Annotated in this window: 27 protein-coding genes and 1 tRNA gene; 15 read left to right on the top strand and 13 right to left on the bottom strand. The window is 68.1% G+C overall.

From position 1 onward, the window contains the following. Positions 1–116 precede the first annotated feature (116 nt). Together tsaE and KK131_RS11835 are read right to left on the bottom strand one after the other, a co-directional pair. Entirely contained in the window at positions 117–596 is a 480-nt protein-coding gene (tsaE, locus tag KK131_RS11840; protein ID WP_214556937.1) for a tRNA (adenosine(37)-N6)-threonylcarbamoyltransferase complex ATPase subunit type 1 TsaE, read from the bottom strand. Beyond that, positions 589–2088, bottom strand: coding sequence for an NAD(P)H-hydrate dehydratase (locus KK131_RS11835; protein WP_214556936.1), 1500 nt, complete (start codon positions 2086–2088; stop codon positions 589–591). The genes tsaE and KK131_RS11835 overlap by 8 nt, the downstream gene beginning before the upstream one ends. A 140-nt stretch (positions 2089–2228) precedes the next feature. On the opposite strand from KK131_RS11835, the gene mug reads away from it, so the two are divergent. The 3 genes from mug to queG are packed head-to-tail and all read left to right on the top strand — an operon-like array spanning position 2229 to position 4102. Then, the gene (gene mug / locus KK131_RS11830; RefSeq protein ID WP_250887231.1) at positions 2229–2831 is read left to right on the top strand and encodes a G/U mismatch-specific DNA glycosylase; all 603 of its coding nucleotides are present in this window, start codon (positions 2229–2231) and stop codon (positions 2829–2831) included. 11 nt (positions 2832–2842) lie between these two features. Further along, positions 2843–2980, top strand: a complete 138-nt coding sequence (locus tag KK131_RS11825) for a hypothetical protein (RefSeq protein WP_214556935.1) — start codon at positions 2843–2845, stop codon at positions 2978–2980. 21 nt (positions 2981–3001) lie between these two features. Continuing rightward, positions 3002–4102, top strand: coding sequence for a tRNA epoxyqueuosine(34) reductase QueG (gene queG / locus KK131_RS11820; protein ID WP_214556934.1), 1101 nt, complete (start codon positions 3002–3004; stop codon positions 4100–4102). Between the two features lie 4 nt (positions 4103–4106). Here the strand turns inward: queG and panD are convergent, their stop codons facing one another. The 5 genes from panD to pcnB all read right to left on the bottom strand — a co-directional run bounded on the left by panD (position 4107) and on the right by pcnB (position 8182). Next, positions 4107–4499 (bottom strand): aspartate 1-decarboxylase, encoded by a 393-nt coding sequence (panD, locus tag KK131_RS11815; protein WP_056384874.1) that lies wholly within the window; start codon positions 4497–4499, stop codon positions 4107–4109. A gap of 100 nt (positions 4500–4599) precedes the next feature. Further along, positions 4600–5445 carry a pantoate--beta-alanine ligase gene (gene panC / locus KK131_RS11810; protein ID WP_214556933.1) on the bottom strand — a complete coding sequence of 282 codons (846 nt, stop codon included), beginning with the start codon at positions 5443–5445 and terminating at the stop codon, positions 4600–4602. Positions 5446–5464: 19 nt separating this feature from the next. After that, on the bottom strand, positions 5465–6256 hold the full coding sequence (gene panB, locus KK131_RS11805) for a 3-methyl-2-oxobutanoate hydroxymethyltransferase (RefSeq protein ID WP_345777257.1): 792 nt from the start codon (positions 6254–6256) through the stop codon (positions 5465–5467). A 94-nt stretch (positions 6257–6350) separates the two neighbouring features. Beyond that, positions 6351–6830 (bottom strand): 2-amino-4-hydroxy-6-hydroxymethyldihydropteridine diphosphokinase, encoded by a 480-nt coding sequence (gene folK / locus KK131_RS11800; protein WP_214556931.1) that lies wholly within the window; start codon positions 6828–6830, stop codon positions 6351–6353. Continuing rightward, complete coding sequence (gene pcnB, locus KK131_RS11795) at positions 6827–8182, bottom strand: polynucleotide adenylyltransferase PcnB (RefSeq protein WP_214556930.1); 1356 nt, start codon at positions 8180–8182, stop codon at positions 6827–6829. The genes folK and pcnB overlap by 4 nt, the downstream gene beginning before the upstream one ends. A 191-nt stretch (positions 8183–8373) precedes the next feature. On the opposite strand from pcnB, the gene KK131_RS11790 reads away from it, so the two are divergent. Continuing rightward, positions 8374–8449 (top strand) — tRNA-Glu (locus KK131_RS11790). A 173-nt stretch (positions 8450–8622) separates the two neighbouring features. Further along, positions 8623–8946 carry a ferredoxin FdxA gene (gene fdxA, locus KK131_RS11785; RefSeq protein ID WP_214556929.1) on the top strand — a complete coding sequence of 108 codons (324 nt, stop codon included), beginning with the start codon at positions 8623–8625 and terminating at the stop codon, positions 8944–8946. Positions 8947–9013: 67 nt separating this feature from the next. Here the strand turns inward: fdxA and KK131_RS11780 are convergent, their stop codons facing one another. Then, positions 9014–9604: a hypothetical protein gene (locus KK131_RS11780; RefSeq protein WP_214556928.1), complete on the bottom strand. Its 591-nt coding sequence runs from the start codon at positions 9602–9604 to the stop codon at positions 9014–9016. A gap of 33 nt (positions 9605–9637) precedes the next feature. After that, positions 9638–10534 carry a 4-hydroxy-tetrahydrodipicolinate synthase gene (dapA, locus tag KK131_RS11775; RefSeq protein WP_214556927.1) on the bottom strand — a complete coding sequence of 299 codons (897 nt, stop codon included), beginning with the start codon at positions 10532–10534 and terminating at the stop codon, positions 9638–9640. A 184-nt stretch (positions 10535–10718) separates the two neighbouring features. Between dapA and KK131_RS11770 the strand changes: the two genes are divergently transcribed. The 9 genes from KK131_RS11770 to KK131_RS11730 all read left to right on the top strand — a co-directional run bounded on the left by KK131_RS11770 (position 10719) and on the right by KK131_RS11730 (position 18911). Further along, entirely contained in the window at positions 10719–11237 is a 519-nt protein-coding gene (locus tag KK131_RS11770) for a glycine cleavage system protein R (protein ID WP_214557371.1), read from the top strand. A gap of 233 nt (positions 11238–11470) precedes the next feature. Further along, on the top strand, positions 11471–11932 hold the full coding sequence (locus tag KK131_RS11765; RefSeq protein WP_214556926.1) for a peroxiredoxin: 462 nt from the start codon (positions 11471–11473) through the stop codon (positions 11930–11932). A 64-nt stretch (positions 11933–11996) separates the two neighbouring features. Beyond that, the gene (locus KK131_RS11760) at positions 11997–13379 is read left to right on the top strand and encodes a PhoH family protein (RefSeq protein WP_214556925.1); all 1383 of its coding nucleotides are present in this window, start codon (positions 11997–11999) and stop codon (positions 13377–13379) included. Between the two features lie 99 nt (positions 13380–13478). Then, the gene (locus KK131_RS11755; protein ID WP_214556924.1) at positions 13479–14576 is read left to right on the top strand and encodes a class I SAM-dependent methyltransferase; all 1098 of its coding nucleotides are present in this window, start codon (positions 13479–13481) and stop codon (positions 14574–14576) included. A gap of 62 nt (positions 14577–14638) precedes the next feature. Next, positions 14639–15598, top strand: coding sequence for an aspartyl/asparaginyl beta-hydroxylase domain-containing protein (locus tag KK131_RS11750; protein WP_214556923.1), 960 nt, complete (start codon positions 14639–14641; stop codon positions 15596–15598). 72 nt (positions 15599–15670) lie between these two features. Further along, positions 15671–16573, top strand: a complete 903-nt coding sequence (gene sigJ, locus KK131_RS11745) for an RNA polymerase sigma factor SigJ (RefSeq protein ID WP_214556922.1) — start codon at positions 15671–15673, stop codon at positions 16571–16573. A 36-nt stretch (positions 16574–16609) separates the two neighbouring features. Then, the gene (locus KK131_RS11740) at positions 16610–17065 is read left to right on the top strand and encodes a carboxymuconolactone decarboxylase family protein (RefSeq protein ID WP_214556921.1); all 456 of its coding nucleotides are present in this window, start codon (positions 16610–16612) and stop codon (positions 17063–17065) included. Between the two features lie 12 nt (positions 17066–17077). Beyond that, the gene (locus KK131_RS11735; protein ID WP_214556920.1) at positions 17078–17398 is read left to right on the top strand and encodes a hypothetical protein; all 321 of its coding nucleotides are present in this window, start codon (positions 17078–17080) and stop codon (positions 17396–17398) included. Between the two features lie 124 nt (positions 17399–17522). Then, the gene (locus KK131_RS11730) at positions 17523–18911 is read left to right on the top strand and encodes a serine hydrolase (RefSeq protein WP_214556919.1); all 1389 of its coding nucleotides are present in this window, start codon (positions 17523–17525) and stop codon (positions 18909–18911) included. Here the strand turns inward: KK131_RS11730 and KK131_RS11725 are convergent. The 4 genes from KK131_RS11725 to grxC all read right to left on the bottom strand — a co-directional run bounded on the left by KK131_RS11725 (position 18877) and on the right by grxC (position 22016). Further along, positions 18877–20049, bottom strand: a complete 1173-nt coding sequence (locus KK131_RS11725; RefSeq protein ID WP_214556918.1) for an AraC family transcriptional regulator — start codon at positions 20047–20049, stop codon at positions 18877–18879. The two genes, KK131_RS11730 and KK131_RS11725, sit on opposite strands and share 35 nt — an antisense overlap. A 120-nt stretch (positions 20050–20169) precedes the next feature. Then, positions 20170–21183: an isocitrate dehydrogenase gene (locus tag KK131_RS11720; RefSeq protein ID WP_214556917.1), complete on the bottom strand. Its 1014-nt coding sequence runs from the start codon at positions 21181–21183 to the stop codon at positions 20170–20172. 195 nt (positions 21184–21378) lie between these two features. Further along, positions 21379–21756, bottom strand: a complete 378-nt coding sequence (locus tag KK131_RS11715) for a carboxymuconolactone decarboxylase family protein (protein ID WP_214556916.1) — start codon at positions 21754–21756, stop codon at positions 21379–21381. Beyond that, the gene (gene grxC, locus KK131_RS11710; protein ID WP_214556915.1) at positions 21753–22016 is read right to left on the bottom strand and encodes a glutaredoxin 3; all 264 of its coding nucleotides are present in this window, start codon (positions 22014–22016) and stop codon (positions 21753–21755) included. Before grxC ends, KK131_RS11715 begins: the two co-directional genes overlap by 4 nt. 111 nt (positions 22017–22127) lie before the next feature. On the opposite strand from grxC, the gene KK131_RS11705 reads away from it, so the two are divergent. Next, on the top strand, positions 22128–23750 hold the full coding sequence (locus KK131_RS11705; RefSeq protein WP_214556914.1) for a M48 family metalloprotease: 1623 nt from the start codon (positions 22128–22130) through the stop codon (positions 23748–23750). Positions 23751–23949 lie beyond the last annotated feature (199 nt).

Here is a 23949-nt window from a genome sequence, read left to right as displayed (position 1 = left end):
TTGAATATCCATAACCTGCGCGCCATTCATCAGGCTGCGTCAAGTTATGGACCGCAAGTCGCACATTCCGAACAGATCCTTGCCAGAATCGCCGGATCGTATTTTTTCAAGAAGAGTCAGTACTTAGCCAGCCGCGCCTGCAGCCGCTCGCCCCGCGCGGTGAACGCGCGCAGCGACGCCTGGCGGCCTTGGCCGGCATAGTCCAGCTGCAGTTCGAGATCCGCCGCCGGCAACGCGCCGGCGCCACGCTCGGGCCACTCCACCAGCACCAACGCAGCCGGGTCGGCCAGCGCGTCCAGGCCCAGCCACTCCAGTTCGCCGGGGTCGGCGATCCGGTACAGGTCCAGATGCCAGGCCGGCCGGTCCCGCGCCATATAGCCCTCGACCAGGCTGTAGGTGGGGCTCTTGACCCGTTCGCCCACGCCCAGCGCGGTCAGCAGGGCGCGCGCGAAACTGGTCTTGCCGGCGCCCAGCGGGCCATGCAGGTACAGCACCAGGCCGTCGTCCAGGGCGCTGGCCACGCGCGCGGCCAGCGCCGCGGTGGCGGCCTCGTCGGGCAGCGCCCACGCCAGGTCGATATCGGCCGGCTCAGTCATGTTCACGTTCGTAACCCGTCATGCCGTTGACCAATGTCCGCAGGGGAGCCAGCAAATCGCTGGCCAGCAGCCCGCGTTCGCCCTGCTGGGCGGCGCGATCACCCGCCCGCGCATGCAAGCCGACGCCGAGGCAGGCTGCCTGCCATGCGCTGCAACCCTGCCCCAGCAAGGCCGCCACGATGCCGGTGAGCAGGTCGCCCATGCCACCGGTCGCCATCCCGGGATTGCCCCATGGACAGACGTCCAGACGTCCATCCGGATCGGCGATCAGGCTGCCGGCACCCTTCAGCACGACGACTGCGGCGTAACGCCCGGCCAGTTCGCGCACCGCGGCGAAACGATCCTGCTCGACGGCGGCGGTGGCCACCCCGAGCAGCCGCGCCGCCTCGCCCGGGTGCGGCGTCAGCACGGTCGGCGCACCGAACCGGCGCGGCTCGCCTGCCAGCAGGTTCAGGCCGTCGGCATCGAGTACCAGCGGCTTGTTCGCGTCGAGTGCGGTCAGCCACAGCGCATGCCCCCAGGCGGCTTGGCCCAGGCCCGGCCCCAGCGCCAGCACGCTGGCCCGTTCGAGCAGCGGCGCCAGCGCCTGCGGCCCGTCGACGCCATGCGCCATCAATTCCGGCCGCGCGGCGTTCAGCGCGAACACGTGCCCGGCGCGCGTCGCCACGCTGACCAGGCCGGCGCCGGCACGCAGCGCCGACTCGCCGGCCAGGCGCGCCGCGCCGGCCATGCCGTGCTCGCCGCCGATCACCAGCACGTGGCCGTAGTTGCCCTTGTTCGCGTAGCGCGCGCGCGGCGGCAACGCCTCGGCAACCAGCAAGCGCGCGTCGGGCAGCGTGTCGGCATAGACGCTGTCCGGCACGCCCAGGGTCGCCAGTTCGAGCACGCCAACCTGATCGACCGCGCGTCCGGTGTGCAGTCCGCGTTTGCCGGCGATGAAGGTCACCGTGACATCCGCGCGGATCGCCGTGCCGGGACAGCTGCCGCTGTCGGTATCCAGGCCGCTGGGCACGTCCAGCGCCAGCACCGGCCGGCCGCTGCGGTTGATCGCTCCGATCAGCCGGGCCGGCACCGGCTCGGGCGCGCGGTTGAGGCCGATGCCGTACAGCGCGTCGACGTGCAGCTCGGCTTCGGGCAACGCCGCTTGCGCGTCCCACAAGCGCACCCGGCCACCGCCCGCTTCCCACGCCGCGCGTGCCGCCGCGGCGTCGCCATGCGAGGTCGCCGTCAGCGCCACGAGCTCGACCTGCAAGCCCGCCTCGCGCGCCAGCACGCCAAGCAGGAAACCGTCGCCGCCGTTGTTGCCGGGGCCGCAATGGATGCAGATCTGCTGCAGTTGCGGCCAGTGCCGGCGCAAGCTGTTCAGCGCGGCGCTGGCCGCGCGACGCATCAGCTCGGGACCGGAAATGCCCAGCGCCGACAACGCCGCGCGTTCCATCACGCGCAACTGTTCGACGGTGTGCAGATTGCGGCTGTACGGATGGGCGGGCATGCGCGGATTATAGGCATGGGCCGCATCTACAATAGGCGGATGTCCGGCCTGGAGCGCCCAGGGGCGCCGACCGAAACACATTCGAAGCCCGGCCGGATTACGCTGCGCGCCAGAAGGCGCATACGCATGAGGGCAACACCATGACCGCTGCGCGCCGGCAGCTTCCGACCGTGAAGATGGATCCTTCCGCTGAGGCCAACGCCCTTCCCGACATCCTTGCCAGGAATCTCTCTGTCGTCTTTTGCGGCATCAATCCGGCGCTGACGGCAGCAGTGTCGGGCAAGCATTTCATGAGCGGGACGAACCGCTTCTGGCGCGCGTTGCACCTTTCCGGATTCACGCCGGAGTTGATCCGGCCCGAGAACGATCGCTCCATCCTGACATACGGCTATGGGTTGACCACCGTGGTGGCGCGCCCCACACGGCGCGCGGGCGAGCTTTCGCGCGATGAACTCGTTCGCGCCGGTGCGGCGCTCGAACACAAACTCACGGCGTACGAACCACGACACATCGCCTTCCTCGGCAAGATGGCCTATGCCGCCATCGCCCGGAATCCCAAGCTCGATTGGGGACCGCAACCAGCGACATTCGCGGGTGCGTCGGTATGGGTGCTGCCCAATCCCAGTGGTCTCAATCGTGCATTCCGGCTCGACGCGCTTGTCGCCACCTACCGCGAGATGCGTGTCGCGGTTCTCGGGCTGGAAGAAGATCGTCAGCCGGATCGGCGGGATGCCGGGGAATAGGATCGCACGCCATGAATGCACCGCCGATTGCTTTGCCGAAAGAACGAAATGCTGCGCACGAGCAGATGCTTGCGAAGGAAGAGGTCTGGATCCGGCCCCGCGATACACTGACCGTCGAACGCCGGCGCATGCCGACATCGCGCGCCTGAAAACGCGGGTGGATTTGAAAAATGCCGCGGAACACCATCACCGACAACTTCGATGCCGACTCCATCGTTCAGGCACCTGATTACCCCGCGCTCGCGCGCGACATCAAGCGCTGGGCGATCGAGCTGGGTTTTGCCGACGCGGGCATCAGCGGCACCGACCTGGGCGAGGACGAGCAGCACCTGCAGCGCTGGCTCGCGGACGACCATCACGGCGAGATGGAATACATGGCCCGGCATGGCACCAAGCGCACCCGCCCGGCCGAACTGGAGCCGGGCACGCAGCGGGTGATCTCGGTGCGCATGGACTACATCCCGCCCGGCACCGCGAACGCCTGGGACGTGCTGGGCGACGCCGAGGCTGGCTACGTGTCGCGCTACGCGCTGGGGCGCGACTACCACAAGCTGATGCGCCAGCGCCTGCAGAAGCTGGCCGAACGCATCCACGGCGTGGTCGGCGACTTCGGCTATCGCGCCTACGTGGATTCCGCGCCGGTGCTGGAGAAGGCGCTGGCGCGCAACGCGGGGCTGGGCTGGATCGGCAAGCACACCGTGCTGATCAACCGCCGCGCCGGCTCGTACTTCTTCCTCGGCGAGCTGTACACCGACCTGCCGCTGCCGGTCGACGCACCGGCCAGCGCGCACTGCGGCAGCTGCACGCGCTGCATCGAGGTGTGCCCGACCCAGGCGATCCTGGGACCGTATCGGCTCGACGCGAAGCGCTGCATCTCGTACCTCACGATCGAGCTGAAAGGCAGCATTCCGGAAGAGCTGCGCACGCCGATGGGCAACCGCATCTTCGGTTGCGACGACTGCCAGCTGGTGTGCCCGTGGAACAAGTTCGCGCAGATCACCGCCGAGCCGGACTTCGCGCCGCGGCACAGCCTGGATGGCGCGAAGCTGGTCGAGCTGTTCGCGTGGAGCGAGGAGGAATTCCTCAGGCGCACCGAAGGCATGGCGATCCGCCGCACCGGCTACGAGGGCTGGCTGCGCAACATCGCGGTGGCGCTGGGCAACGCGCCGAAGTCGGCGGCAGCGGCCGAGGCGCTCGACGCCCGCGCCGATCACCCGTCGGCGGTCGTGCGCGAGCACGTGGCGTGGGCGCTGGCGAAACAGCGCGGCTGAGGACTCAGGCCGCCGCCATCTGCTTGGGGATGGAACGGTTGGTGTGGCTGATGCGGTTGCCCGGGCCCGGCGCGATGTAGACGCAGGTGGGCTGGTACTGCTCCAGTTCCGCCTCGCTCAGCTGCACGAAGGCCGCGATGATGACGACATCGCCCGCTTGCGCGCTGCGTGCCGCGCTGCCGTTGACCGAGATGATGCCCGAGCCTTCCTCGGCGCGCAGCGCGTAGGTAACGAAGCGCTGGCCGCTGTTGACGTTCCAGGCGTGGATCTGCTCGTACTCGCGGATGCCCGAGGCATCCAGCAGCAGACCGTCGATCGCGATCGAGCCCTCGTAATGCAGCTCGGCGTGGGTCACCGTGGCGCGGTGGATCTTGGCCTTGAGCATGTTCAGGTGCATGACATTCTTTCCAGCAGGGACATCCTGCAAAGTCGGCAATTATCGAACCGATGACGTTGCACCGCAACATCAGCGGCAACGGCCCCGATATGCGGGCAACTCAGTCGAACAGCAAGTTGTCGATCAGGCGGGTGCTGCCCAGGCGGGCCGCGACCAGCGCCACCAGCCCTTCACGCTCGCCTTCGGCCGGCTCGGCCAGGTCCTCGGCGCGGCGGATCGCCACGTAATCGGGCACGAAACCCGCCCGCGCCAGCCGCGCGGCGGCGGTCTGCTCGATGGCCTGCCACGAATGCCCTTGCGCCAGCAATTCGCGCATCTTCTGCAAGGTATCGTGGATCAGCGGTGCACGTGCGCGCTCCTCGGCACTCAGGTACTGGTTGCGCGAGCTCAGCGCCAGGCCGTCGTCGGCGCGCAGGATCGGCGCCGCCACCACCTTCACCGGCAGCCCCAGGTCGCGCACCATCCGCTCGACCACTTTCAGCTGCTGGAAATCCTTCTGGCCGAACACCGCCACGTCCGGCTGCACCAGGTTGAACAGCTTGCACACCACGGTGGCCATGCCGTCGAAATGCCCCGGCCGGTGCGCACCCTCCAGCGTGTCGGTGATCCGCGGCACGCGTACGCTGACGCTGTGCTCCGGGCCGAACGGGTACATCGTGGCCACATCGGGTGCGAACAGCAGGTCGCAATCCTGCTCGGCCAGTGCCGCCTGGTCCTGCACCAGGGTGCGCGGGTAGCGGTCGTAATCCTCGTTCGGGCCGAACTGGGTGGGGTTGACGAACACGCTGGCGACCACCCGCTCGGTGCGCGCCCGCGCCAGTTTGATCAGCGACTGATGACCGGCGTGCAGGTTGCCCATCGTCGGCACGAAGCCCACCGTCTGGCCTTGTGCGCGCCAGCCGCGGATCGCGGCACGCAGTGCCGGGACGTCTTGTACGGTCTGCATGGGAGGTCGACTCGCCGGGTCAGTTGAAACAATGCTCGGGAGCCGGGAAGGCGCCGCTGCGCACGTCCTCGGCGTAGGCGGCGATCGCCGCGGCGACAGAATCGCGCCCGACCAGGAAATCCTTGCTGAACTTCGGCCGCTTGCCCGGGGTGATGCCGAGCATGTCGTGGATCACCAGCACCTGGCCGTCGCAATGCGGCCCCGCGCCGATGCCGATCACCGGGATTTTCAGCGCCGCGGTCACCCGCTGGCCCAGCTCCACCGGCACGCCTTCCATCACCAGCAGGTCCGCCCCGGCCGCCTGCACCGCCAATGCCTCGGCCAGCACGCGGTCGGCCGCCGCCTGCTCGCGGCCCTGGATGCGGAAGCCGCCGAACTTGTGCACCGATTGCGGGGTGAGCCCCAGGTGCGCGCAGACCGGGATCGCGCGCTCGTTCAGCGCCGCGATCACTTCGAGGATGTGCGGTGCGGCGCCCTCGATCTTCACCATCGCCGCGCCGGCTTCGCCGACCAGCCGCGCACCGGCTTCCAGCGCATGCGCCACGTCGCGGTCGGCCATGAACGGCAGGTCGGCCACCAGCAGCGTGGCGGACAGCCCGCGCGCCACCGCGGCGGTGTGGTAGACCATGTGCTCCAGCGTCACCGGCAGCGTGCTGGCGTGGCCCTGGATCACCATGCCGAGCGAATCGCCGACCAGAGCGATGTCGACGCCGGCCGCCTCCAGTTGCCACGCGAAGCTGGCGTCGTAGGCGGTGAGCATCACGATGCGCCGTCCCTGCGCCTTCATCGCAAGCAGGCCTGGCACGGTCACCGGCTTGCGGTCGGGGACACTGGCGTTCAGCACGTACACGGCAATTCCTGGGATGGGGGTGGCCGCCGATTATCCGGCGCGCCACGGTGATGGCTCAAGCCACGCGTTCACAGCCGGCCAGATCGAGCCGGGCGAGCAGTTCCGCTACCGTAGCCTGCCCGGGCAGCCGCAGCGTGGGCGCAATATCGTGCAAGGGCAACAGCACGAACGCGCGCTCGGCCATGCGCGGGTGCGGCAGGGTCAGTTGCGGGTCGGCGAGCTGCACGCCGTCGACGTGCAGCAGGTCCAGGTCCAGCGTGCGCGGGCCGTTGCGTTCGGCGCGCACGCGGCCGGCGCGTTGCTCGATCGCCAGCAAGGCATCCAGCAAGGCATGCGGCGACAACGCGGTATCCAGTTCCGCCGCGGCGTTGATGAACGGCGGCTGCTCCAGCATGCCCCACGGTGGCGTGCGATACAGTCGCGAACACTGCAGCAGGCGGGTATCGGGCAGGTTCGCCAGCGCATCCATGGCGTCGAGCAACTGCTGCCGCGGGTCGCCGAGATTGCTGCCCAGCGCGACGTAAGCCAGGGTCATGCGGAACCTGATTTGTCGCCCGGCCGGCGTCGCCGCCGGCGCGGACGCGGCGGCTTGGCGGCTACCGGCGCCGCCACGTAATCACCGCCGCTGCCGCCGCCGGCCGGCAGCGCGGCCGCCAGCACGTCCTGCGGGAGCTGTTGCGCATGCGCCCACCACTCGCCCAGTTCGCGCATTGCCGGCGACTCGCCGGCGCGCAGCAGCAGGAAGTCGAACGCGGCACGAAAGCGCGGGTGCGCCATCAGGCGAAACACCCGTTTGCGCTGGATCTGCTCGAAGCGCGGCTGCAGCGACCAGATCTCCTCCATGGTGAAGGTGAACCGGCGCGGGATCGCCACCCGCTGGCACTGCTCGCCGACCACCTGGGCTGCGGCACGCGACCACGCCTCGTTGCCTTCGACGCCGCGGCCGATCAGCTGGTGCGCCACGTCGCGCACCTCGCCCCACAACAGCACCGCGAACAGGAACGCCGGGGTCACCGACTTGTCCTCGGCGATCCGTGCATCGGTATTGGCCAGGCCGCGCTCGACCAGCGCACGCAGCGCCTCGTCGCCGCGCCTGAGCGCGCGCGCGGTGGCCGGGAACAGGAACTTCAGCAGGCCGCACTGCTCCAGCATGCGAAAGCTCTTCAGGCCGTTGCCGGCCAGGAACATTTTCAGGGACTCGTCGAACAGCCGCGCCGGCGCGGCATCGGCCAGCAGTGGCCCCAGCGTCTCGAACGGCGCCATCGCGGCGGCATCGATGTGCATGCCGAGCTTCGCCGCCAGCCGCGCCGCGCGCAGCATGCGCACCGGGTCCTCGTGATAGCGGGTGTCCGGGTCGCCGATCAGGCGCAGCACGCGATCCTCGAGATCCTGCATGCCGCCGACGTAGTCGCGCACCGAGAAGTCGCTGATGTCGTAGTACATCGCGTTGACGCGAAAGTCGCGGCGCACCGCGTCCTCCTCGATCGTGCCCCAGATGTTGTCGCGCACGATGCGGCCGTCGATGATGTGGCGATCGCCCTCGCCGCCCTCCTCGCCGGTGCCGCGGAAGGTGGCCACCTCGATGATTTCCGGGCCGAACACGACATGGGCCAGCCGGAAGCGGCGGCCGATCAGGCGGCAGTTGCGGAACAGCTTCTTCACCTCGTCCGGCGTGGCGTCGGTGGCCACGTCGAAGTCCTTCGGCCGCAGCCCCAGCAGCAGGTCGCGCACCGCGCCACCGACCAGGTAGGCGGTGTAGCCGGCTTCGTTCAGGCGGTACAGCACGCGCAACGCCGCTTTGCTGATGTTCTTGCGCGAGATGATGTGCTGGTCGCGCGGAATGACCCGCAGCGTCGGCGTGGCGTCGGTCCTCGATTCGAGATTCAAGCGGTCGGAATCCTTGCGGGCGAAGCTGCCCTTGGGTTGCAATATATCGCGGCGCGCGGCGCCGCGAATCTGTCCCGCGGGGACGCGGACGCGTGCACCGGCGGAGTCTGCTTCGAACGGTGCAAGCCGATGCATGCCAAGCATTGCCGGGCGAAACAATTCCGCTATACTAGCGCGCCTCACAGGATAACGCTCCCTTCGTCTAGTGGCCTAGGACACTGCCCTCTCAAGGCGGGAACACGAGTTCGAGTCTCGTAGGGAGCACCATTGCTTTTGCAATCTTCCGTGATTGCTCCAGTTGGGCCGGCCAGCGCCAACGTGCAGCTCGGCGCCACTGGCTGGATCAAAAGCGGCCATCCATGGCCGCACTTTTCACAAAAGCCGACGCGCTGATTTACCGGGTCGTCTGACCACTTCCCACAAGCAGGCCGAAACCACCCATGACCTTCGTTGTCATCGACAACTGCATCAAGTGCAAGTACACCGATTGCGTCGAGGTCTGCCCGGTCGACGCCTTCCACGAAGGCCCCAATTTCCTGGTGATCGATCCGGACGAGTGCATCGACTGCACCCTGTGCGAACCGGAGTGCCCGATCAACGCGATCTATCCGGAAGACGACGTGCCGGCCGGCCAGGAAGGGTTCGTGGCGCTGAATGCCGAACTGGCTAAAGACTGGCCGGTGATCACCGAACGCAAGGACGCCCTGCCCGACGCCAAGGCGTGGGAAGGCAAGCCGGACAAGCTCGAACTGCTGCAGCGCTGAGTTCACGCACCCACAAAAAGAACGCCGCCCTGAAGGCGGCGTTCTTTTTGTGGGTGCCGCCCGGGGATCAGCCGCCCAGGCGCGACTTCAACGCGTCGATCACTTTGCCCACGGCCGCTGCATTGCCTTCGGCGCGTATCTCGCTGGCCGCCGTGCCGCTGCCGTTGACGCTGATCTGCACCTGGTGCGAACCGGCGCCCGGAGCACGCACGGAGCTGCCCTTGTCGCGCCCGAACAGGCGGCCGAAGAAACCTTTCTTCTTCTGTTGAACCATGGCGTCGGAAACATTCAGCGTGTAGCTGTGCGTGGCGTCGTCATGGCCGGCCACCTCGCCCAGGTTGCCGCTTTCCAGCACCTGGCCGACCCGGCGATAGGCATTGTCCACGCTGTCGGCCAGCACGAAGCCGTCGGTGATCTGGCCGCCGGCCGAGCCGACGCTGGCGGTGGCGCCATTGGCGGTCGGCTGGTTCGCGCCCGGCGGCGGAATCACCAGCGCGTCGCTGGTCGACGGCCGGTCGAGGCTCGGCGGGATCTCCAGCGGGGCTTCCTGCACGGCGGTGTCCCACGCCTTGTGCGAGCGGAACGCGCCGCAGCCGGAAAGCAGCAGGCCGCTGAGGGCCACGGCCGGCAGGGCCACGAGGAGCGAAGTTTTCTTCATGTAATCGGATTCCGTGAGTAAGTCAGGCAACCGTCAACCGGCCGCAGTCGCCAAGGATGCCAGACTGGACAGCGCTTGGTGCAATCGGGCGCGATCCGGACCGTCGTTCAGTTCCACCAGCGGCAACCTCGGCACGGCCAACCCCAGCCCCAGGACGGGCAGGCCGGCCTTGACCGCGATCGGGTTCGGCGCGCAGTTGAGCGCCTGCACCAACGGTTCCAGCGCGGCTTGGCAACGCGCCGTCGCCGCCTGGTCGCCGCCGGTGGCCGCGTCGCACAGGGCGCGAAACGCCTGCGGCACCAGGTTGGCCACCACCGAGATGGTGCCAGCCGCACCGGCCAGCATCGCCTCGCCGGCACTGCCGTCGTCGCCGGACAGATAGACGAAATCTTCGCGCACAAGTTCCACCAGCGCCGAAATCCGCTCGCGATCGCCGCGCGCTTCCTTGATCCCGACGATCGCCGGATGTTCGCGCAGCGCGGCCACGGTCGACGGCAGCAGGTCGCAACCGGTGCGGGTCGGCACGTTGTACAGCAGTACCGGCAGGCCGCCGTGCTCGGCCACTTCCAGGAAGTGCCGGCGCAGGCCTTCCTGGGTCGGGCGCACGTAGTACGGCGTCACCACCAGCGCCGCATCGGCACCCAGGGTCCTGGCCCGCCGGGTCAGCGCAACCGTCTTGGCGGTACCGGCCTCGCCGGTGCCGGCGATCACCGGTACCCGCCCGGCCACGCGCTCGAGCGCGAACGCCAGCAGGCGGTCGAACTCGTCGTGCTCCAGCATGTGCGCCTCACCGGTGGAACCGGCCACCACCAGGGCCTGCGTACCGCCGGCCAATTGATGATCGAGCAACCGGCCGAACGCATCCAGGTCGAGTGCGCCATCGGCCGCGAACGGGGTGGCCAGCGCACAGATGCTACCGCGAATGTTCAAGACTCGATTCCGCTACCAAGGCAAGCCCTGCATGTTACTTGCCGCCTCGCGAGAGGGGCAAGTAAGCTCGACCGGAGTAGTCTCATGGCTCCGCATCGCGCGGGCTGACGTCCACAGGCAGACCCTCTTGAAACCTTCTCCCGGCCCCTCTTCCGCTTCCACGCGCGCGGGCAACGACAACCAGTTGCTGATCCACGCGCTCACCCCGACGACCAAATCGCCGCTGCTGGCGCTGGCCAAGCGCATCGCCGACGCCGGCTGCAACCTGTCCGAGTCGCGCGTCTCCACCATCGGCACGGAAATTTCGCTGATGCTGCTGGCCACCGGCGCGTGGGATGCACTGGCCAAGCTGGAAACCGCACTGGCCAAGCTGACCCGCGACGAGAACATGCGGCTGGTGCATTACCGCACCGGCCCGCGCCAGAACAGCTCGCATCTGCTCCCCTATCTGGTCGAAGTGGTGGCGGCCGACCGGCCCGGCATCGTGGCGCGCATCGTGGATTTCTTCAGCCAGCACGGGATCAGCGTGGAGCAGCTGAACTCCACCCGCTACCAGGCGATGCAGACCGGAGCGGAGATGTTCCAGGCCCAGTTCACCATCGGCATCCCGGCGGAAATCCATATCGCCGCGCTGCGCGACGACTTCCTGGAACTGTGCGACGGCCTGAACCTCGACGCGATCATGGACCCGGTCAAATTCTGAGCCCACACAGCCTCCCGAGCATCGCGCGATCGCGCCCCCCTGACAAGGACTGTCATCCGCCGCCCCGCCCGCGCTAGTCTGTGCCCGTGACCCTGCCGGAGGGACGTTGCATTGCAGCCAGCGTGTCGATTCATGCCGATCGCTCCGGGCGCCATGACGCCCCTCGTCCGAACCGCGTCACCCCTCGCTTTCCACCAACGATCACGGCGCCGCACCGCCGTGCAGGATAAGTCATGCCCGATATCGGCAAGAAGCTGCCCCCGCTGAAAGGCACCACCGGCGATGGCAGCGAACTGAAGCTGGCCAGCCTCAAGGGCCAGTGGCTCGTGGTGTATTTCTACCCCAAGGACTCGACGCCCGGCTGCACCAGCGAGGCCAGGGATTTCCGCGACCTCTACCCGGCCTTCCTCGAACGCCATGCGCAGGTCATCGGCGTGTCGCGCGACTCGCCGAAATCGCACGCCAACTTCGCTGCGAAGCAGGAGCTTCCGTTCCCGCTGGTGTCCGATGCCGATGAAACCTGGTGCCACGCGTTCGACGTGATCCACGAGAAGGTGCTGTACGGCAAGCGCCACCTGGGCATCGTGCGCAGCACCTTCCTGATCGACCCCGACGGGAAGCTGGCGCGCGAATGGCGCGGCGTGAAAGTCCCGGGCCACGCCCAGGCCGTGCTCGACGCCATCCCCGCCCAGTGACCGCCCCGCCGTCCATGGCTTCCATCCGCCTGTTCCTTCCACCCACCAGCGAGGACACTTCCGCATGACCGGAAGCAAGCGCATCTACGCTCTCGACACCAACGTCCTGCTGCATGACCCGACCTCGCTGTTCCGCTTCGAGGAACACGACGTCTTCATCCCGATGACCGTGCTGGAGGAACTGGACGAAAAAAAGAAGGGCGCCTCCGAAGTCTCGCGCAACGGCCGCCAGGTCAGCCGCTTCCTCAACGAGCTGATCGAACTGGGCAAGCAGCACGACCTCGGCGACGGACTCGAGCTGAGCAACCCGCAGGGCATCAAGCTCAAGCGCGGCGCCTCGGTGGGCCGGCTGTATTTCCAGCACCGCACCAGCAGCAACGGCCACGCCAAGGCGGACAACCAGATCCTGTCGGCGGTGATCGAACTGCGCGACCAGAACCCCGGCCGCGACGTCATCCTGGTCACCAAGGACATCAACCTCCGGATCAAGGCCAGCATCAACGGGCTGGTCGCCGAGGATTACGAGAACGACCGCGCGCTGGACGATTTCTCGCTGCTCTACACCGGCTCCGCCCAGCTGCCGGAAGACTTCTGGGAACGGCACCCGGAAGTGCGCTCGTGGACCGAACGCGGTCGCACGTTCTACGAAATGAACCGGCGCGAGGAGGACGACTGGCACCCCAACCAGTGCCTGTACCTGCCTGGCGAGAATGCGGTCGAGCTGCGCGTGCTGCACGTCGACGACGCCAGCGCCACCTTGGTCCTGCTGGACGACCACTCGCACGCGAACCACCACGTGTGGGGCATCGGCGCGCGCAACCGCGAGCAGAACTTCGCGCTCAACGCGCTGATGGATCCGGACATCGACTTCGTCACCCTGCTCGGCAACGCCGGCACCGGCAAGACCCTGCTGGCGCTGGCCGCCGGCCTGGCCCAGGTGATGGACCAGCAGCGCTACCGCGAGATCATCATGACCCGCGCCACCGTTTCGGTGGGCGAGGACATCGGCTTCCTGCCCGGCACCGAAGAGGAAAAGATGACGCCGTGGATGGGTGCGCTGACCGACAACCTCGAAGTGCTCACCAACCCCGAGGACGGCGGCAGCTGGGGCCGCCAGGCCACCAACGACCTGCTCGCCTCGCGCATCAAGATCCGCTCGCTGAACTTCATGCGCGGGCGCACTTTCCTCAACCGCTACCTGATCATCGACGAGGCGCAGAACCTCACCCCGAAGCAGATGAAGACCCTGATCACCCGCGCCGGCCCAGGCACCAAGATCGTATGCCTCGGCAACGTCGAACAGATCGACACGCCCTACCTCACCGAAACCACCTCCGGCCTCACCTACGCGGTGGACCGTTTCAAGAACTGGGCGCACTCGGCGCACGTCACCCTGCGCCGCGGCGAACGTTCGCGGCTGGCGGATTTCGCGGCGGAGGCGCTGTAACGCCAAGAGCTGCAAGCGGGTGACCTGCCGCGCAACGACAGGTCACCCGCTTCCACGCCCCTGCCCATTCCCCGCCACGCCCGACCCCATACCGCCCGCATGTCGCTGAAGAGTTTCGCCTACCGCCACCGGCTGCCGGCCAAGCGCGCCATCGCATGGCTGGCACGCTCGCTGCCCGCACCCGCTCGCCGCCGGCTGCTCGCCGTGGCCGAGCGCATCGCGTTCAGCGTCACCCCGCAATACCAGGGCGAAACGCTGCCGCCGATCTTCGCGTACTGGTCGGGGCGCTTCCTGGCGCCGGACGCGCAGCGGCTGGGCATCGGCTCGCCGGAAAGCTTCTTCCTCGACCACATCCGGCGCCGTGCGGCCGGCGCAAACGTACCCGTGCGCGTGCTCAGCGTCGGCACCGGCTCGTGCGGCATGGAGATCGAGCTAGCCGCACGACTGCACGCGGACGGCGTCGCGGTGCGCATCACCTGCATCGACTTCAATCCGGCGCTGATGCGCCATGCCGCCGCCGCGGCGCAGGAGCGCGGGGTCGAGGCGACGATGACGTTCGAGGCGCGCGACTGCAACCTGCCGTTCGCACTGCCCGGGCAGGACGTCATCATCGTCAACCAGTTCTTCCACCACGTCACCGAACTGGAAACCCTCTGCGTGTCGCTGCGTCGTTCGCTGGCCGCGCAAGGCGTGCTGCTCAGCTCCGACATCGTCGGCCGCAACGGCCACCAGCTGTGGCCCGACGTGGAAACCGTGGTGCAGGAAGCGTGGGCGGCCCTGCCGGCGAACAAGCGTCACGATCGCCATTTCAATACGTCATCGCCGCGTTACCGCCCGATCGACCACGCCGCGTATTCCAACGAGGGCGTGCGCGCGCAGGACATCGTGGACTGCCTGCTGGCCGAGTTCGATTTCGAGCTGTTCTTCAGCTTCGGCGGCGCCATCATGCCGTTCGTCGAACGGCGGATCGGTTTCAACTTCGACCCGCAGCTGGCCGGAGACCGCGAACGGATCGATCGCATGCATGCGATCGACGCGGCAGCCCTCGCCGCCGGCCGCTACCCTACCGCCAACATGATTGCCGCGCTGCGCCACAAGGGTGGTGTCGTACAGCCGGTGTTCGAACCCATCAGCCCGCAGCGGCATGTCGAGCTGACCCGGGAACAGCGAGTGAAGGCCGCCGCAGCCTCGCGATAACGGCGCCAGCCAAGCGAGTAGAATGCCCGTCTGACAATCATTCCACGGTTGCAAGCGTCGACATGATCCTCACTCCCCGCCTCGTCCTGCTGGCCCTGTTCGTCTTCTTCGCGCTGTGCGTGCTGCTGGTGCACCTGCGCGGCCGCGTGCGGCTGCGTTTCGACCGCCAGCTGGTCGACCACTCGGCGGTGTTCGCGCCGTACAACCTGCTGATGTACGCGTTCTCGGCGGTGCCGGCGCGGCCCATCCTCGACCGCCGCGGCTTTCCGCAGCTGGACCTGCTGCAGGCGAACTGGCAGGTCATCCGCGACGAGGCGACGCACCTGTTCGACGAGGGCTACATCCGCGCCGCCGCGAAGAACAACGACGCCAGCTTCAACAGCTTCTTCAAGCAGGGCTGGAAGCGCTTCTACCTGAAGTGGTACGGCGAGCCGCTGACCTCGGCCGAGGCGCTGTGCCCGCAGACGGTGGCCCTGCTGAAGTCGATCCCCAGCGTGAAGGCGGCGATGTTCGCGCTGCTGCCGCCGGGCAGCAAGCTCAACCCGCACCGCGACCCGTTCGCCGGTTCGCTGCGCTACCACCTGGGCCTGATCACGCCGAACTCGCCGGGCTGCCGCATCTTCGTCGACGGCGAGGAGCACGCCTGGGGCGACGGCAAGGACGTGGTGTTCGACGAAACCTACGTGCACTGGGCCGAGAACACCACCGGGCAGACCCGGGTGATCCTGTTCGCCGACGTCGAGCGTCCGCTGCGCACGCGCTGGATGAGCGCGATCAACCATCGGGTCGGCGCGTTCATGGGCAGGATCACCGCCTCGCCGAACACCGAGGGCGAAGCGGAGAAGACCGGTTTCGTGAACCGCCTGTTCGCGCTGAGCCAGCGCCGCAGGAACACCGGCGGCAACCGGTTCAAAGCCGAGTTCAAGCGGCGGCACAAGAAGCTGTACAAGGCCTGCAAGTACGCCGGCATCCTGCTGCTGATCTGGCTGGTCTTCCTGGCACCGTGGCCGCTGTTTCGGTAAGTGACGCTCCGCTGAGCGGTCACATCGTGTGATCCCCGCGCGTCCTGTCTGGACGCCGCAACGGAAAACGCCATGGATCCGCACACCGCACTGTTCCAGCAACACCGCCCACGCCTGTTCGGCCTGGCCTACCGCATGCTCGGCACGCCCAGCGACGCCGAGGACGTCCTGCACGATGCCTGGCTGCGCTGGCACGCGCAGGATGCCGACGCGCTGGACGACCCGGAGGCCTGGCTGGTCACCGTGACCACGCGCATCGCACTCGATCGCCTGCGCCGGGCCAAGACCGAACGCGCGCACTATCCCGGTCCGTGGCTGCCGGAGCCGCTGGCCGCCGAGTCCGAGCAGCCCGAGGCGCAACTGGAACGCGCCGAAAGCCTCACCCTTACCTTCCTCCTGCTGCTGGAGCGGCTGAGTGCGGAGGAGCGCGCCGCCTTCCTGCTGCGCGAGGTGTTCGATTACAGCCATGCCGAGACGGCCGCGATGCTGGAGATCAGCGAGGACGCCTGCCGCCAGCGCGTGCACCTGGCGAAACAGCGGCTGCGCGAGGATCGACCGCGCCAGGCGATGCCGAACATCGACACCCAGCGGCGCCTGCTCGAACGCTTCATGCAGGCGCTGCAGCAACCCGACATGCCCGCGCTGCGCGCCCTGTTTGCCGAGGACGCCATGAGCGTTTCCGACGGCGGCGGCCTGGCACGGGCCATCCTGCATCCGCTGCATGGCGCCGAGCGGCTGGCCCGGTTGTACATGCAGATCGCGCTGCAGCAGCAGCGCCACGGCGTGCGCCACGAGATCCGCCAGCTCAACGGCACGCCGGCCCTGTTCGGCTGGCAGGGCGACACATTGATCTCGGCCAGTTGGATCGACGACGACGGCGAGCGCATCACCGCTGTGCACGCCCTGCGCCACCCCGGCAAGCTCGCCCGGCTGGCGGCTGTCACGAAATCGACGCCGCCCGCGTCCTTGCACTGAACGGCCATCCAGGCCGCCCACTCCACGGAGAACCTCATGCCCCGCTTCAATGCCTACAAACGTCCCGACGCCCTGAAGCCGCTGCTCGCCCTGGGCGACTACGTCAGGAGCTGCGGCCTCGAACAGAACCTGATCGAGCTGGTGCAGATGCGTGCCTCGCAGCTCAATGGCTGTGCCTACTGCCTGGACATGCACAGCAAGGACGCCCGCGCCGCCGGCGAGACCGAGCAGCGCCTGTACGTGCTGCAGGCCTGGCGCGAGGCGCCGTTCTACAGCGCCCGCGAACGTGCCGCGCTGGCCTGGTGCGAGGCGGTGACCCGGCTCGACCCGGTCCACGGCGTGCCGGACGAGGTCTACGAGGAGGCCCGCGCCCAGTTCAGCGAGGAAGAGCTGATCGACCTCAACATGGTGGTGATCGTGATCAACGGCTGGAACCGCATCGCCATCCCTTCGCGCGCGGAGCCCGGCCACTACAAGCCAGGCAAGCACTGAACGGTCGCCGCCATGGCCGCGATCAGGCTGTTCCGCCATCCGGACTGCGCGAAATGCGCACGCTACGCGCGGTGGCATCGCCGGCTCGACTGGCTGGGCCGTTTCGAGGATTCCACGAGTGTCTCGCCCGTGGGTCCGCTGCACTCGGGCGAAGTCGTGGTGCAGGATCTGCGCCACGGCGCGACGCTGCGCGGCGCGGCCGGGTTCGCCCTGCTGTGCCGGCAGATCCCGGCCTACTGGCCACTGTTGCCGTTGCTGCGAATTCCCGCCCTGCGCCGCCGCGTCGAACGCGAGTTCAACGGCTGCGCCGAAGGCGGTTGTTCGCTGGACTGACGTCCGGACCGGCCGGATCGCACCCGCACGACACTTCGGCGCCGTCCGATTCCGCCGGATCGGACGACCGCCATCCCCGCGTTCACCATGCTGGCCACCTCGACAACCGACCCGGCGGACCACGATGGCTTTGCGTCTCCTGAAAATTATCCTCGTCACCCTGCTCGTCTTCCTGCTCGCCGCCGTCATCTGGATCGGCACCGCCGGCAAGGACCTGTTCCGCACCGCCACCGGCTCGGTCAGCCGTTCGCTGTGCGCGGCGGCGTTCGTTTCGCAAGTCGATCCGCAGCGGACCTTCCGGGAGGAGCAACTGCCGCTGATGCGCAGCATCGGCTGGGCGATCCACTACGAGGTGGATCGCGCCAGGCGCGAAGTGCGCACCTCGGTATTCGGCGACTTCACCGCGCGGGCGGCGTACCGCGAGGGGCTCGGCTGCCTGCTCGTGCACGGCGACGGCGCCGTACCCGAGCCGGCCGGCTTCGAGCCCGCCCCGATCGCCAGCACCTGGCCGGCGGCCGTGGTCGAACCGGCCGACCCGGCGATCCGCCGCGCACTCGACCAGGGCTTCGCCGAACCCGACCCGGCCCACCCGCGCCTGACCAAGGCGGTAGTCGTGCTGCACGGCGGCCAGCTGATTGCCGAGCGTTACGCCCCGGGCTACGGTCCGGACACACCGATCTACGCCCATTCGCTGACGAAATCGGTGGTCAGCGCCCTGATCGGCATCCTCGTGCGCGAGGGCAAGCTGCGGTTGGACCAGCCAGCGCCGATCGCCGCCTGGCGTTCGCCAACCGACCCGCACCATGCGATCACCATCGACCAACTGCTGCGCATGGACAGCGGCCTGCCGTTCGACGAAACCGACGGCGCGATCAGCCCGATGACCCGCATGCTGTTCCTCGAACGCGACATGGCCGGGTACGCGGCGCGGACACCGCTGGCCCATCCGCCCGGCACTGCCTGGGGCTACAGCAACCTCGGCTACGTGCTGCTCTCGCGGCTGATCCGCGACGCCGCCGGCGGCAGCGCGGTGGACGCCGAACGCTTCGCGCGGCAGGCGCTGTTCGCGCCGCTGGGCATGCGCAGCGCGGTGATCGAAACCGACGCCACCGGTACGCCGGTCGGATCGAGCAATGTCTACGCTTCGGCCCGCGACTTCGCCCGCTTCGGCCAGCTCTACCTGGACGACGGCGTGGTCGACGGACGGCGCATCCTGCCTGAAGGCTGGGTTGCGTACAGCCATTCGCAAACCTTGAAAACCGGTTACGGCGCCGGCTTCTGGACCAACCTGGTGAGCGAGGGCAGCGTGCCGGTATGGCATGCCCCGTGGGGCATGCCGCGGTTGCCGAAGGACATGTACTACGCGCGCGGCGCGCTGGGGCAGTACGTGGTGATCGTGCCGTCGGAACGGCTGGTGGTGGTGCGCATGGGCATCTCGATCGACTACGGCACCGGCACGGAAGACATGGTCGCGGCGATCATCGCCGCGCTGCATCGCCGACCGCCGCGGTGACGGCCTCACCCTGGCCGTGGCGTTTGCGATAGTTGCTCGGCGTCTCGCCCACCTGCCGCTTGAACGCGGCGTTGAAGGTGGACTTGGAGGTGAAGCCGCAGTCGTAGGCGATGTCGAGGATGGTGCGCGCATCGCCGCGATCGGCCAGGCGGGCGCGCACCGCCTCGATCCGCAGGCGGTTGATGTAGTCCCAGAACGTGCCGCCGAAGCGCCGGTTGATCACCGCCGATACCAGGTACTCGGGATAACCGCTGCGCTTCGCCACCTGCCCGATGGTGAGCGCCGGCTCGCGATAGAGCGCGTCGTCGCCGTCCATCAGTTGCGCCAGGCGCGCCTCCACCGCGGGGAAGCGCCCATCGCCGGGATCCGTCGCGTCCGACGGCGCGCCCTCCCCGGCAACCGCGGTCGGCTCGCTCGCCACCGGCGGCTGGTTCAGGCTGAGCCAGCCGACCACGCACACCCACGCGGCGACCGCGCCGAACAGCAGGCGGTAGTCGATGCCCGGCAGCGTCGCCAGCCATTGCGTGGTGGCGATGATCCAGATGACCGCCTGGCAAGCGGCCATCACGTCGATCCAGCGCAGCGACATGCGGTCGGCGTCCGAGCGCCGCTCGCGCAACCAGCGGCGGTAGCGGTGCACGCGCATCAGCGCGGCCGCCACGTACGAGAGGCTGTAGACGAACAAGGGAACGTCGAACCACGAGCCGATGGTCTTTTCGCCCGCCACCCAGCGCGCTGACAACGCCTGCATCTGCTGGTCGCTCATCAGCAGCACATGCGCATTCAGCGCCAGCATCACGCCGAAGCCGAGCAGGTGCACGCCGTCGCGCAAGCGAAAGCCGCGGACCTCGATCAGCGCACGCACATAGACGTAGAACAGGCTGCCGTAGAGGAACGGAAACAGCGCGACGAAGCGATACGCCCTGAACCACTCCGGCGACAGCGAGTTCCAGTACACGGCCTTGACCAGCAAGTCCATGCCGGTCAGCGCGACCCACACCGCCAGCACCCGGTTCGCCTCGGCGTTGACCGGCCGCCGCCACAGCGCCAGCGCCAGCAACGCCGCCTGTACGGCAGCGGCGATGTAGACGAATACCCAGAACGCGTACACCTGGCTGGGGATCACCTGTGATGGCATCGACGAACTCCGGCGGTCGCATGACCCAGCCCGAAAGCCTAGCCGCTCGGCCGACGTTGATCCAACAAAAAAGCCGCGGAGCGACCGCGGCTTTGAAGTGGATGGCCGGGCGCGCCGGGATCAGGCCGCGAGGCGCTTCACGATCGCGTCGGCGAAGCTGCCGGTGCTGCCCTTGCCGCCCAGGTCCGGCGTCACGCTGTCGCGGTCGTTCGTCATGGTGTCGCGGATCGCCTGGCGCAACCGGTCGCCCTTGGCCACCATGTCCAGGTAGTCGAGCATGTCGGCCGCGGCCAGCAGCAGCGCGCACGGGTTGGCGATGCCCTTGCCGGCGATGTCCGGCGCCGAGCCGTGCACCGCCTCGAAGATCGCCGCGTGCTCGCCGATGTTGTCGCCCGGCGCCAGGCCAAGGCCGCCGACCAGGCCGGCGCACAGGTCGGACAGGATGTCGCCGAACAGGTTGGTGGTGACGATCACGTCGAACTGCTCGGGCTTCATCACCAGCTGCATGCAGGTGTTGTCCACGATCATCTCGTTGAACTCGATCTGCGGGTATTCCTTCGCGATCTCGCGCGCCACGTTGAGGAACAGGCCCGAACTGGTCTTCAGGATGTTCGCCTTGTGCACCGCGGTGACCTTCTTGCGGCCCTTCTTCACCGCCAGCTCGAAGGCGTAGCGCACGATGCGGCTGCTGCCCCTGCGCGTGTTGCGCGCGACCGACTCGGCGATCTCGCCGTCGGCGGACAGGGTCTGCCCCTCGGAGCGGTACGCGCCCTCGGTGTTCTCGCGCACGGTGATGATGTCGATGTTCTCGTAGCGCGACTTGGTGCCCGGGAAGCTCACCGCCGGGCGCACGTTCGCGTACAGGTCGAAGTGCCGTCGCAGGGTCACGTTGACCGAGGTGAAGCCGCCGCCGATCGGCGTGGTCAGCGGGCCTTTCAGCGCGACCTTGTGCTCGGCGATCTTGTCCAGCGTTGCCTTCGGCAGCAGGTCGCCGTGCTTGTCCAGCGCGACCATGCCGGCGTCGACGAAGTCGTAGGAAAGGCCGCAGTCCAGCGCGTCGAGCACGCGCAGCGTGGCGGTCATGATCTCCGGGCCGATGCCGTCGCCGGGGATCACGGCAATCGTCTTGCTCATGGGGGAACTCCTTGAAACGAAAACCTGCAGGCGGCGCGTACTCATGGGGATGAGCACGTGCCGAAACCGGTCAATTATCGCCGATTAGCCCCCGCGCGAACAGGGCGAACGCCCCGCAAGACGTTGAAAATACTCGCACGCAGCATTGCAAAAAACCGCAGGCGGCCGCGTTTCATGCGGCCGTGGCGGCGGTACTCAGGCGTGGTCGGCGCATTCCGGCGCGGCGGACTCGCCGGCTTCCAGCTTGTCGAGAAAATCCACCGCGCGGCGCAGGTGCGGGATCACGATCGAACCGCCCACCACCAGGCCCACGCTGAACACCTCGAAGAACTCGTCGCGCCGCACGCCGGCGTCCTTGCACTGCGCCACGTGGTAGCTGATGCAGTCGTCGCAGCGCAGCACCATCGAAGCGACCAGGCCCAGCATCTCCTTGGTCTTCACGTCGAGCGCGCCGGCCTTGTAGGTCTGCGTGTCCAGCGCGAAAAAGCGCCGCACGACCTGGTTGTCCTCGGCCAGGATGCGCTCGTTCATGCGCTGGCGGAACGCGGTGAATTCGGCAAGTTTGTCGCTCATGCCGCCTGCTCCAGCAACTCGGCCAGTTTGCCGTTGCGGTCGGCGGCAACGAGGTCGTCGTAGCCGCCCACGTGCCGGTCGTTGATGAAGATCTGCGGCACCGTGCGGCGGCCGCCACTGCGTGCCAGCATGGCGTCGCGCTGCGCCGCGTCGGTGTCGACGCGCACTTCGGTCCACTCCAGCCCCTTGGACTTGAGCAGGTTCTTGGCCGCCACGCAGTACGGGCACACCGCGGTGGAATAGACCTCGATCTTGGACATCACGACACTCCGCAACTGGGGAAAGGCCATCACTAAATGGGGTCGTACGCCGGCAGCTCAAGCGGAACCGACGCGGCGGACCACGGTCACAATGCTATTGTCACCCACCTTATGAGCATGGCACCACGACGACTCGCACCGCGCCTGCTGACGGCGCTGATCACCGCCGGGCTGGCTTGCGCCGCCGGCGCCCAGCAGGACGTGCGCCTGCCCGACCTGGGCAGTTCGGCGAACGCGCTGATCTCGCCGCAGGAAGCGCAGGATTACGGCGCCTCCATGCTGCGCCAGATGCGTGCGCTGGACATGGTGGTGGACGACCCGCTGCTGGACGACTACATCAACGACCTCGGCTACCGGCTGGTCGCCAGCAGCGACAAGCCGAAGGAGCACTTCGCGTTCTTCGTCGTCAAGGACCAGGAAATCAACGCGTTCGCCGCACCCGGCGGCTACATCGCGGTGAACGCCGGGCTGATGACGATCACCCGCGACGAGAGCGAACTGGCCGGCGTGGTCGCGCACGAAATCGGCCACATCACCCAGAACCATCTGCAGCGCGCGTTCGAGGACTCGAAGAAGGACGCGCCGCTGATGGCGCTGGTGCTGCTGGGCGCGATCGCCGCCGGTGCCAGCAGCCACAGCGGCGACGCGCCCATGGCGGTGCTGGCCGGCGGCCAGGGCCTGATCGCTCAGAAGTCGATCAACTTCACTCGCAAGGACGAGATCGAGGCCGACCGCGTCGGCATCCAGACGCTGGCCAAGGCCGGTTTCGACCCGAACGCGATGGCCGGCTTCTTCCAGCGCATGCAGGACGTCATGAGCGCCGGCGCCGGTGGCGAGGACGTGCCGGCCCTGCTGCAGACGCACCCGGTGACGACGATGCGGATCAGCGACGCGAAGGCGCGTGCCGGCGCGCTGATCGCCGCGCAGAAGCTGCGCCCCTCCGGCAGCATCATGGACAAGCTGCAGTGGGAGAAAAGCACCGCGCCGATCGCGTTCGTGAAGGACCCCACCTCGCTGTTCCAGCCACCCGCCCGCGGCCACCTGGACAGCTACGCCCTGATGCGCGAGCGCGTTCGCGTGCTGGCCGGCGACGCGACCAAGCTGGCCATCTACTACAGCGCCAGCCTGCAGTCCCGGCAGGACTTCGACACGCCGCCGAACCGCTACGGCTACGCGCTGGCGCTCACCCGCAGCGGTCGCGGCGCCGCGGCGATCGAACAGCTGCAGCCGTTGCTGCAATCCCACCCGGAAAGCCTGATCCTGAAGCTGGCGCTGGCCGACGCCCGCCTGCAGGCCGGGCAGCGCGCCGCGGCCCTGGCGATCTACAGCGGGCTCAATACCCAGTCCCCGCGCAATCGCGCCGTCGCGCTCGCCTATGCCAAGGCACTCACCGCCGGCGGCGACCAGGAGCAGGCGCACCTTGCCGCCAACCTGCTGCGGCCGTTGCTGGACAATGCCAGCGAGCCGGAGATTTACAGCGCCTATGCCCGCGCCAGCGACAAGGCCGGCGACAGCGTGCGCGCCGGCGAGGCCTTCGCCGACGCCAGCTACTATTCCGGCCGTCCGTACGACGCGATGGAGCAGCTCAAGCGGCTGCTCAAGCGCGACGACCTGGACTACTACGCGCGGGTGCGCATCCAGGCGCGCATCGCCGAGCTGACCCCGCTGGTGCTGGAACTGCACAAGCGCAAGATCAAGACCGAGGACAGCCCGGGCGGCGACTCCCGGCAGTAGCAGGGTGTTGAACAACACCCTGCTACTGCGGGCCATGGAGGGCCCGCCGCGAATCAGGCACGCCAAGTGCCTGGTTCGGCGTAGCCCGGTACGGACATGTGCCGGACCTGGCGCGTTGAAAAGGAGCAGGACTGCTCCTTTTCAACAACCTGGCAGGCACGCCCTGTCATCGACACGTAACATCCATCCGCTGCAATAT

Source organism: Rhodanobacter sp. LX-99 (genome assembly GCF_018599185.1).
GTDB lineage: Bacteria > Pseudomonadota > Gammaproteobacteria > Xanthomonadales > Rhodanobacteraceae > Rhodanobacter.
This window is presented reverse-complemented; position numbering and strand designations above follow the sequence as displayed.

Bases quoted from the DNA above. Each gene is read 5' to 3' on its own strand.
- tsaE (WP_214556937.1), bottom strand. From the start codon at position 596: ATGACTGAGCCGGCCGATATCGACCTGGCGTGGGCGCTGCCCGACGAG.
- KK131_RS11835 (WP_214556936.1), bottom strand. From the start codon at position 2,088: ATGCCCGCCCATCCGTACAGCCGCAATCTGCACACCGTCGAACAGTTG.
- mug (WP_250887231.1), top strand. From the start codon at position 2,229: ATGACCGCTGCGCGCCGGCAGCTTCCGACCGTGAAGATGGATCCTTCC.
- KK131_RS11825 (WP_214556935.1), top strand. From the start codon at position 2,843: ATGAATGCACCGCCGATTGCTTTGCCGAAAGAACGAAATGCTGCGCAC.
- queG (WP_214556934.1), top strand. From the start codon at position 3,002: ATGCCGCGGAACACCATCACCGACAACTTCGATGCCGACTCCATCGTT.
- panD (WP_056384874.1), bottom strand. From the start codon at position 4,499: ATGCACCTGAACATGCTCAAGGCCAAGATCCACCGCGCCACGGTGACC.
- panC (WP_214556933.1), bottom strand. From the start codon at position 5,445: ATGCAGACCGTACAAGACGTCCCGGCACTGCGTGCCGCGATCCGCGGC.
- folK (WP_214556931.1), bottom strand. From the start codon at position 6,830: ATGACCCTGGCTTACGTCGCGCTGGGCAGCAATCTCGGCGACCCGCGG.
- fdxA (WP_214556929.1), top strand. From the start codon at position 8,623: ATGACCTTCGTTGTCATCGACAACTGCATCAAGTGCAAGTACACCGAT.
- KK131_RS11780 (WP_214556928.1), bottom strand. From the start codon at position 9,604: ATGAAGAAAACTTCGCTCCTCGTGGCCCTGCCGGCCGTGGCCCTCAGC.
- KK131_RS11765 (WP_214556926.1), top strand. From the start codon at position 11,471: ATGCCCGATATCGGCAAGAAGCTGCCCCCGCTGAAAGGCACCACCGGC.
- KK131_RS11760 (WP_214556925.1), top strand. From the start codon at position 11,997: ATGACCGGAAGCAAGCGCATCTACGCTCTCGACACCAACGTCCTGCTG.
- KK131_RS11755 (WP_214556924.1), top strand. From the start codon at position 13,479: ATGTCGCTGAAGAGTTTCGCCTACCGCCACCGGCTGCCGGCCAAGCGC.
- KK131_RS11750 (WP_214556923.1), top strand. From the start codon at position 14,639: ATGATCCTCACTCCCCGCCTCGTCCTGCTGGCCCTGTTCGTCTTCTTC.
- sigJ (WP_214556922.1), top strand. From the start codon at position 15,671: ATGGATCCGCACACCGCACTGTTCCAGCAACACCGCCCACGCCTGTTC.
- KK131_RS11740 (WP_214556921.1), top strand. From the start codon at position 16,610: ATGCCCCGCTTCAATGCCTACAAACGTCCCGACGCCCTGAAGCCGCTG.
- KK131_RS11735 (WP_214556920.1), top strand. From the start codon at position 17,078: ATGGCCGCGATCAGGCTGTTCCGCCATCCGGACTGCGCGAAATGCGCA.
- KK131_RS11730 (WP_214556919.1), top strand. From the start codon at position 17,523: ATGGCTTTGCGTCTCCTGAAAATTATCCTCGTCACCCTGCTCGTCTTC.
- KK131_RS11725 (WP_214556918.1), bottom strand. From the start codon at position 20,049: ATGCCATCACAGGTGATCCCCAGCCAGGTGTACGCGTTCTGGGTATTC.
- KK131_RS11720 (WP_214556917.1), bottom strand. From the start codon at position 21,183: ATGAGCAAGACGATTGCCGTGATCCCCGGCGACGGCATCGGCCCGGAG.
- KK131_RS11715 (WP_214556916.1), bottom strand. From the start codon at position 21,756: ATGAGCGACAAACTTGCCGAATTCACCGCGTTCCGCCAGCGCATGAAC.
- grxC (WP_214556915.1), bottom strand. From the start codon at position 22,016: ATGTCCAAGATCGAGGTCTATTCCACCGCGGTGTGCCCGTACTGCGTG.
- KK131_RS11705 (WP_214556914.1), top strand. From the start codon at position 22,128: ATGAGCATGGCACCACGACGACTCGCACCGCGCCTGCTGACGGCGCTG.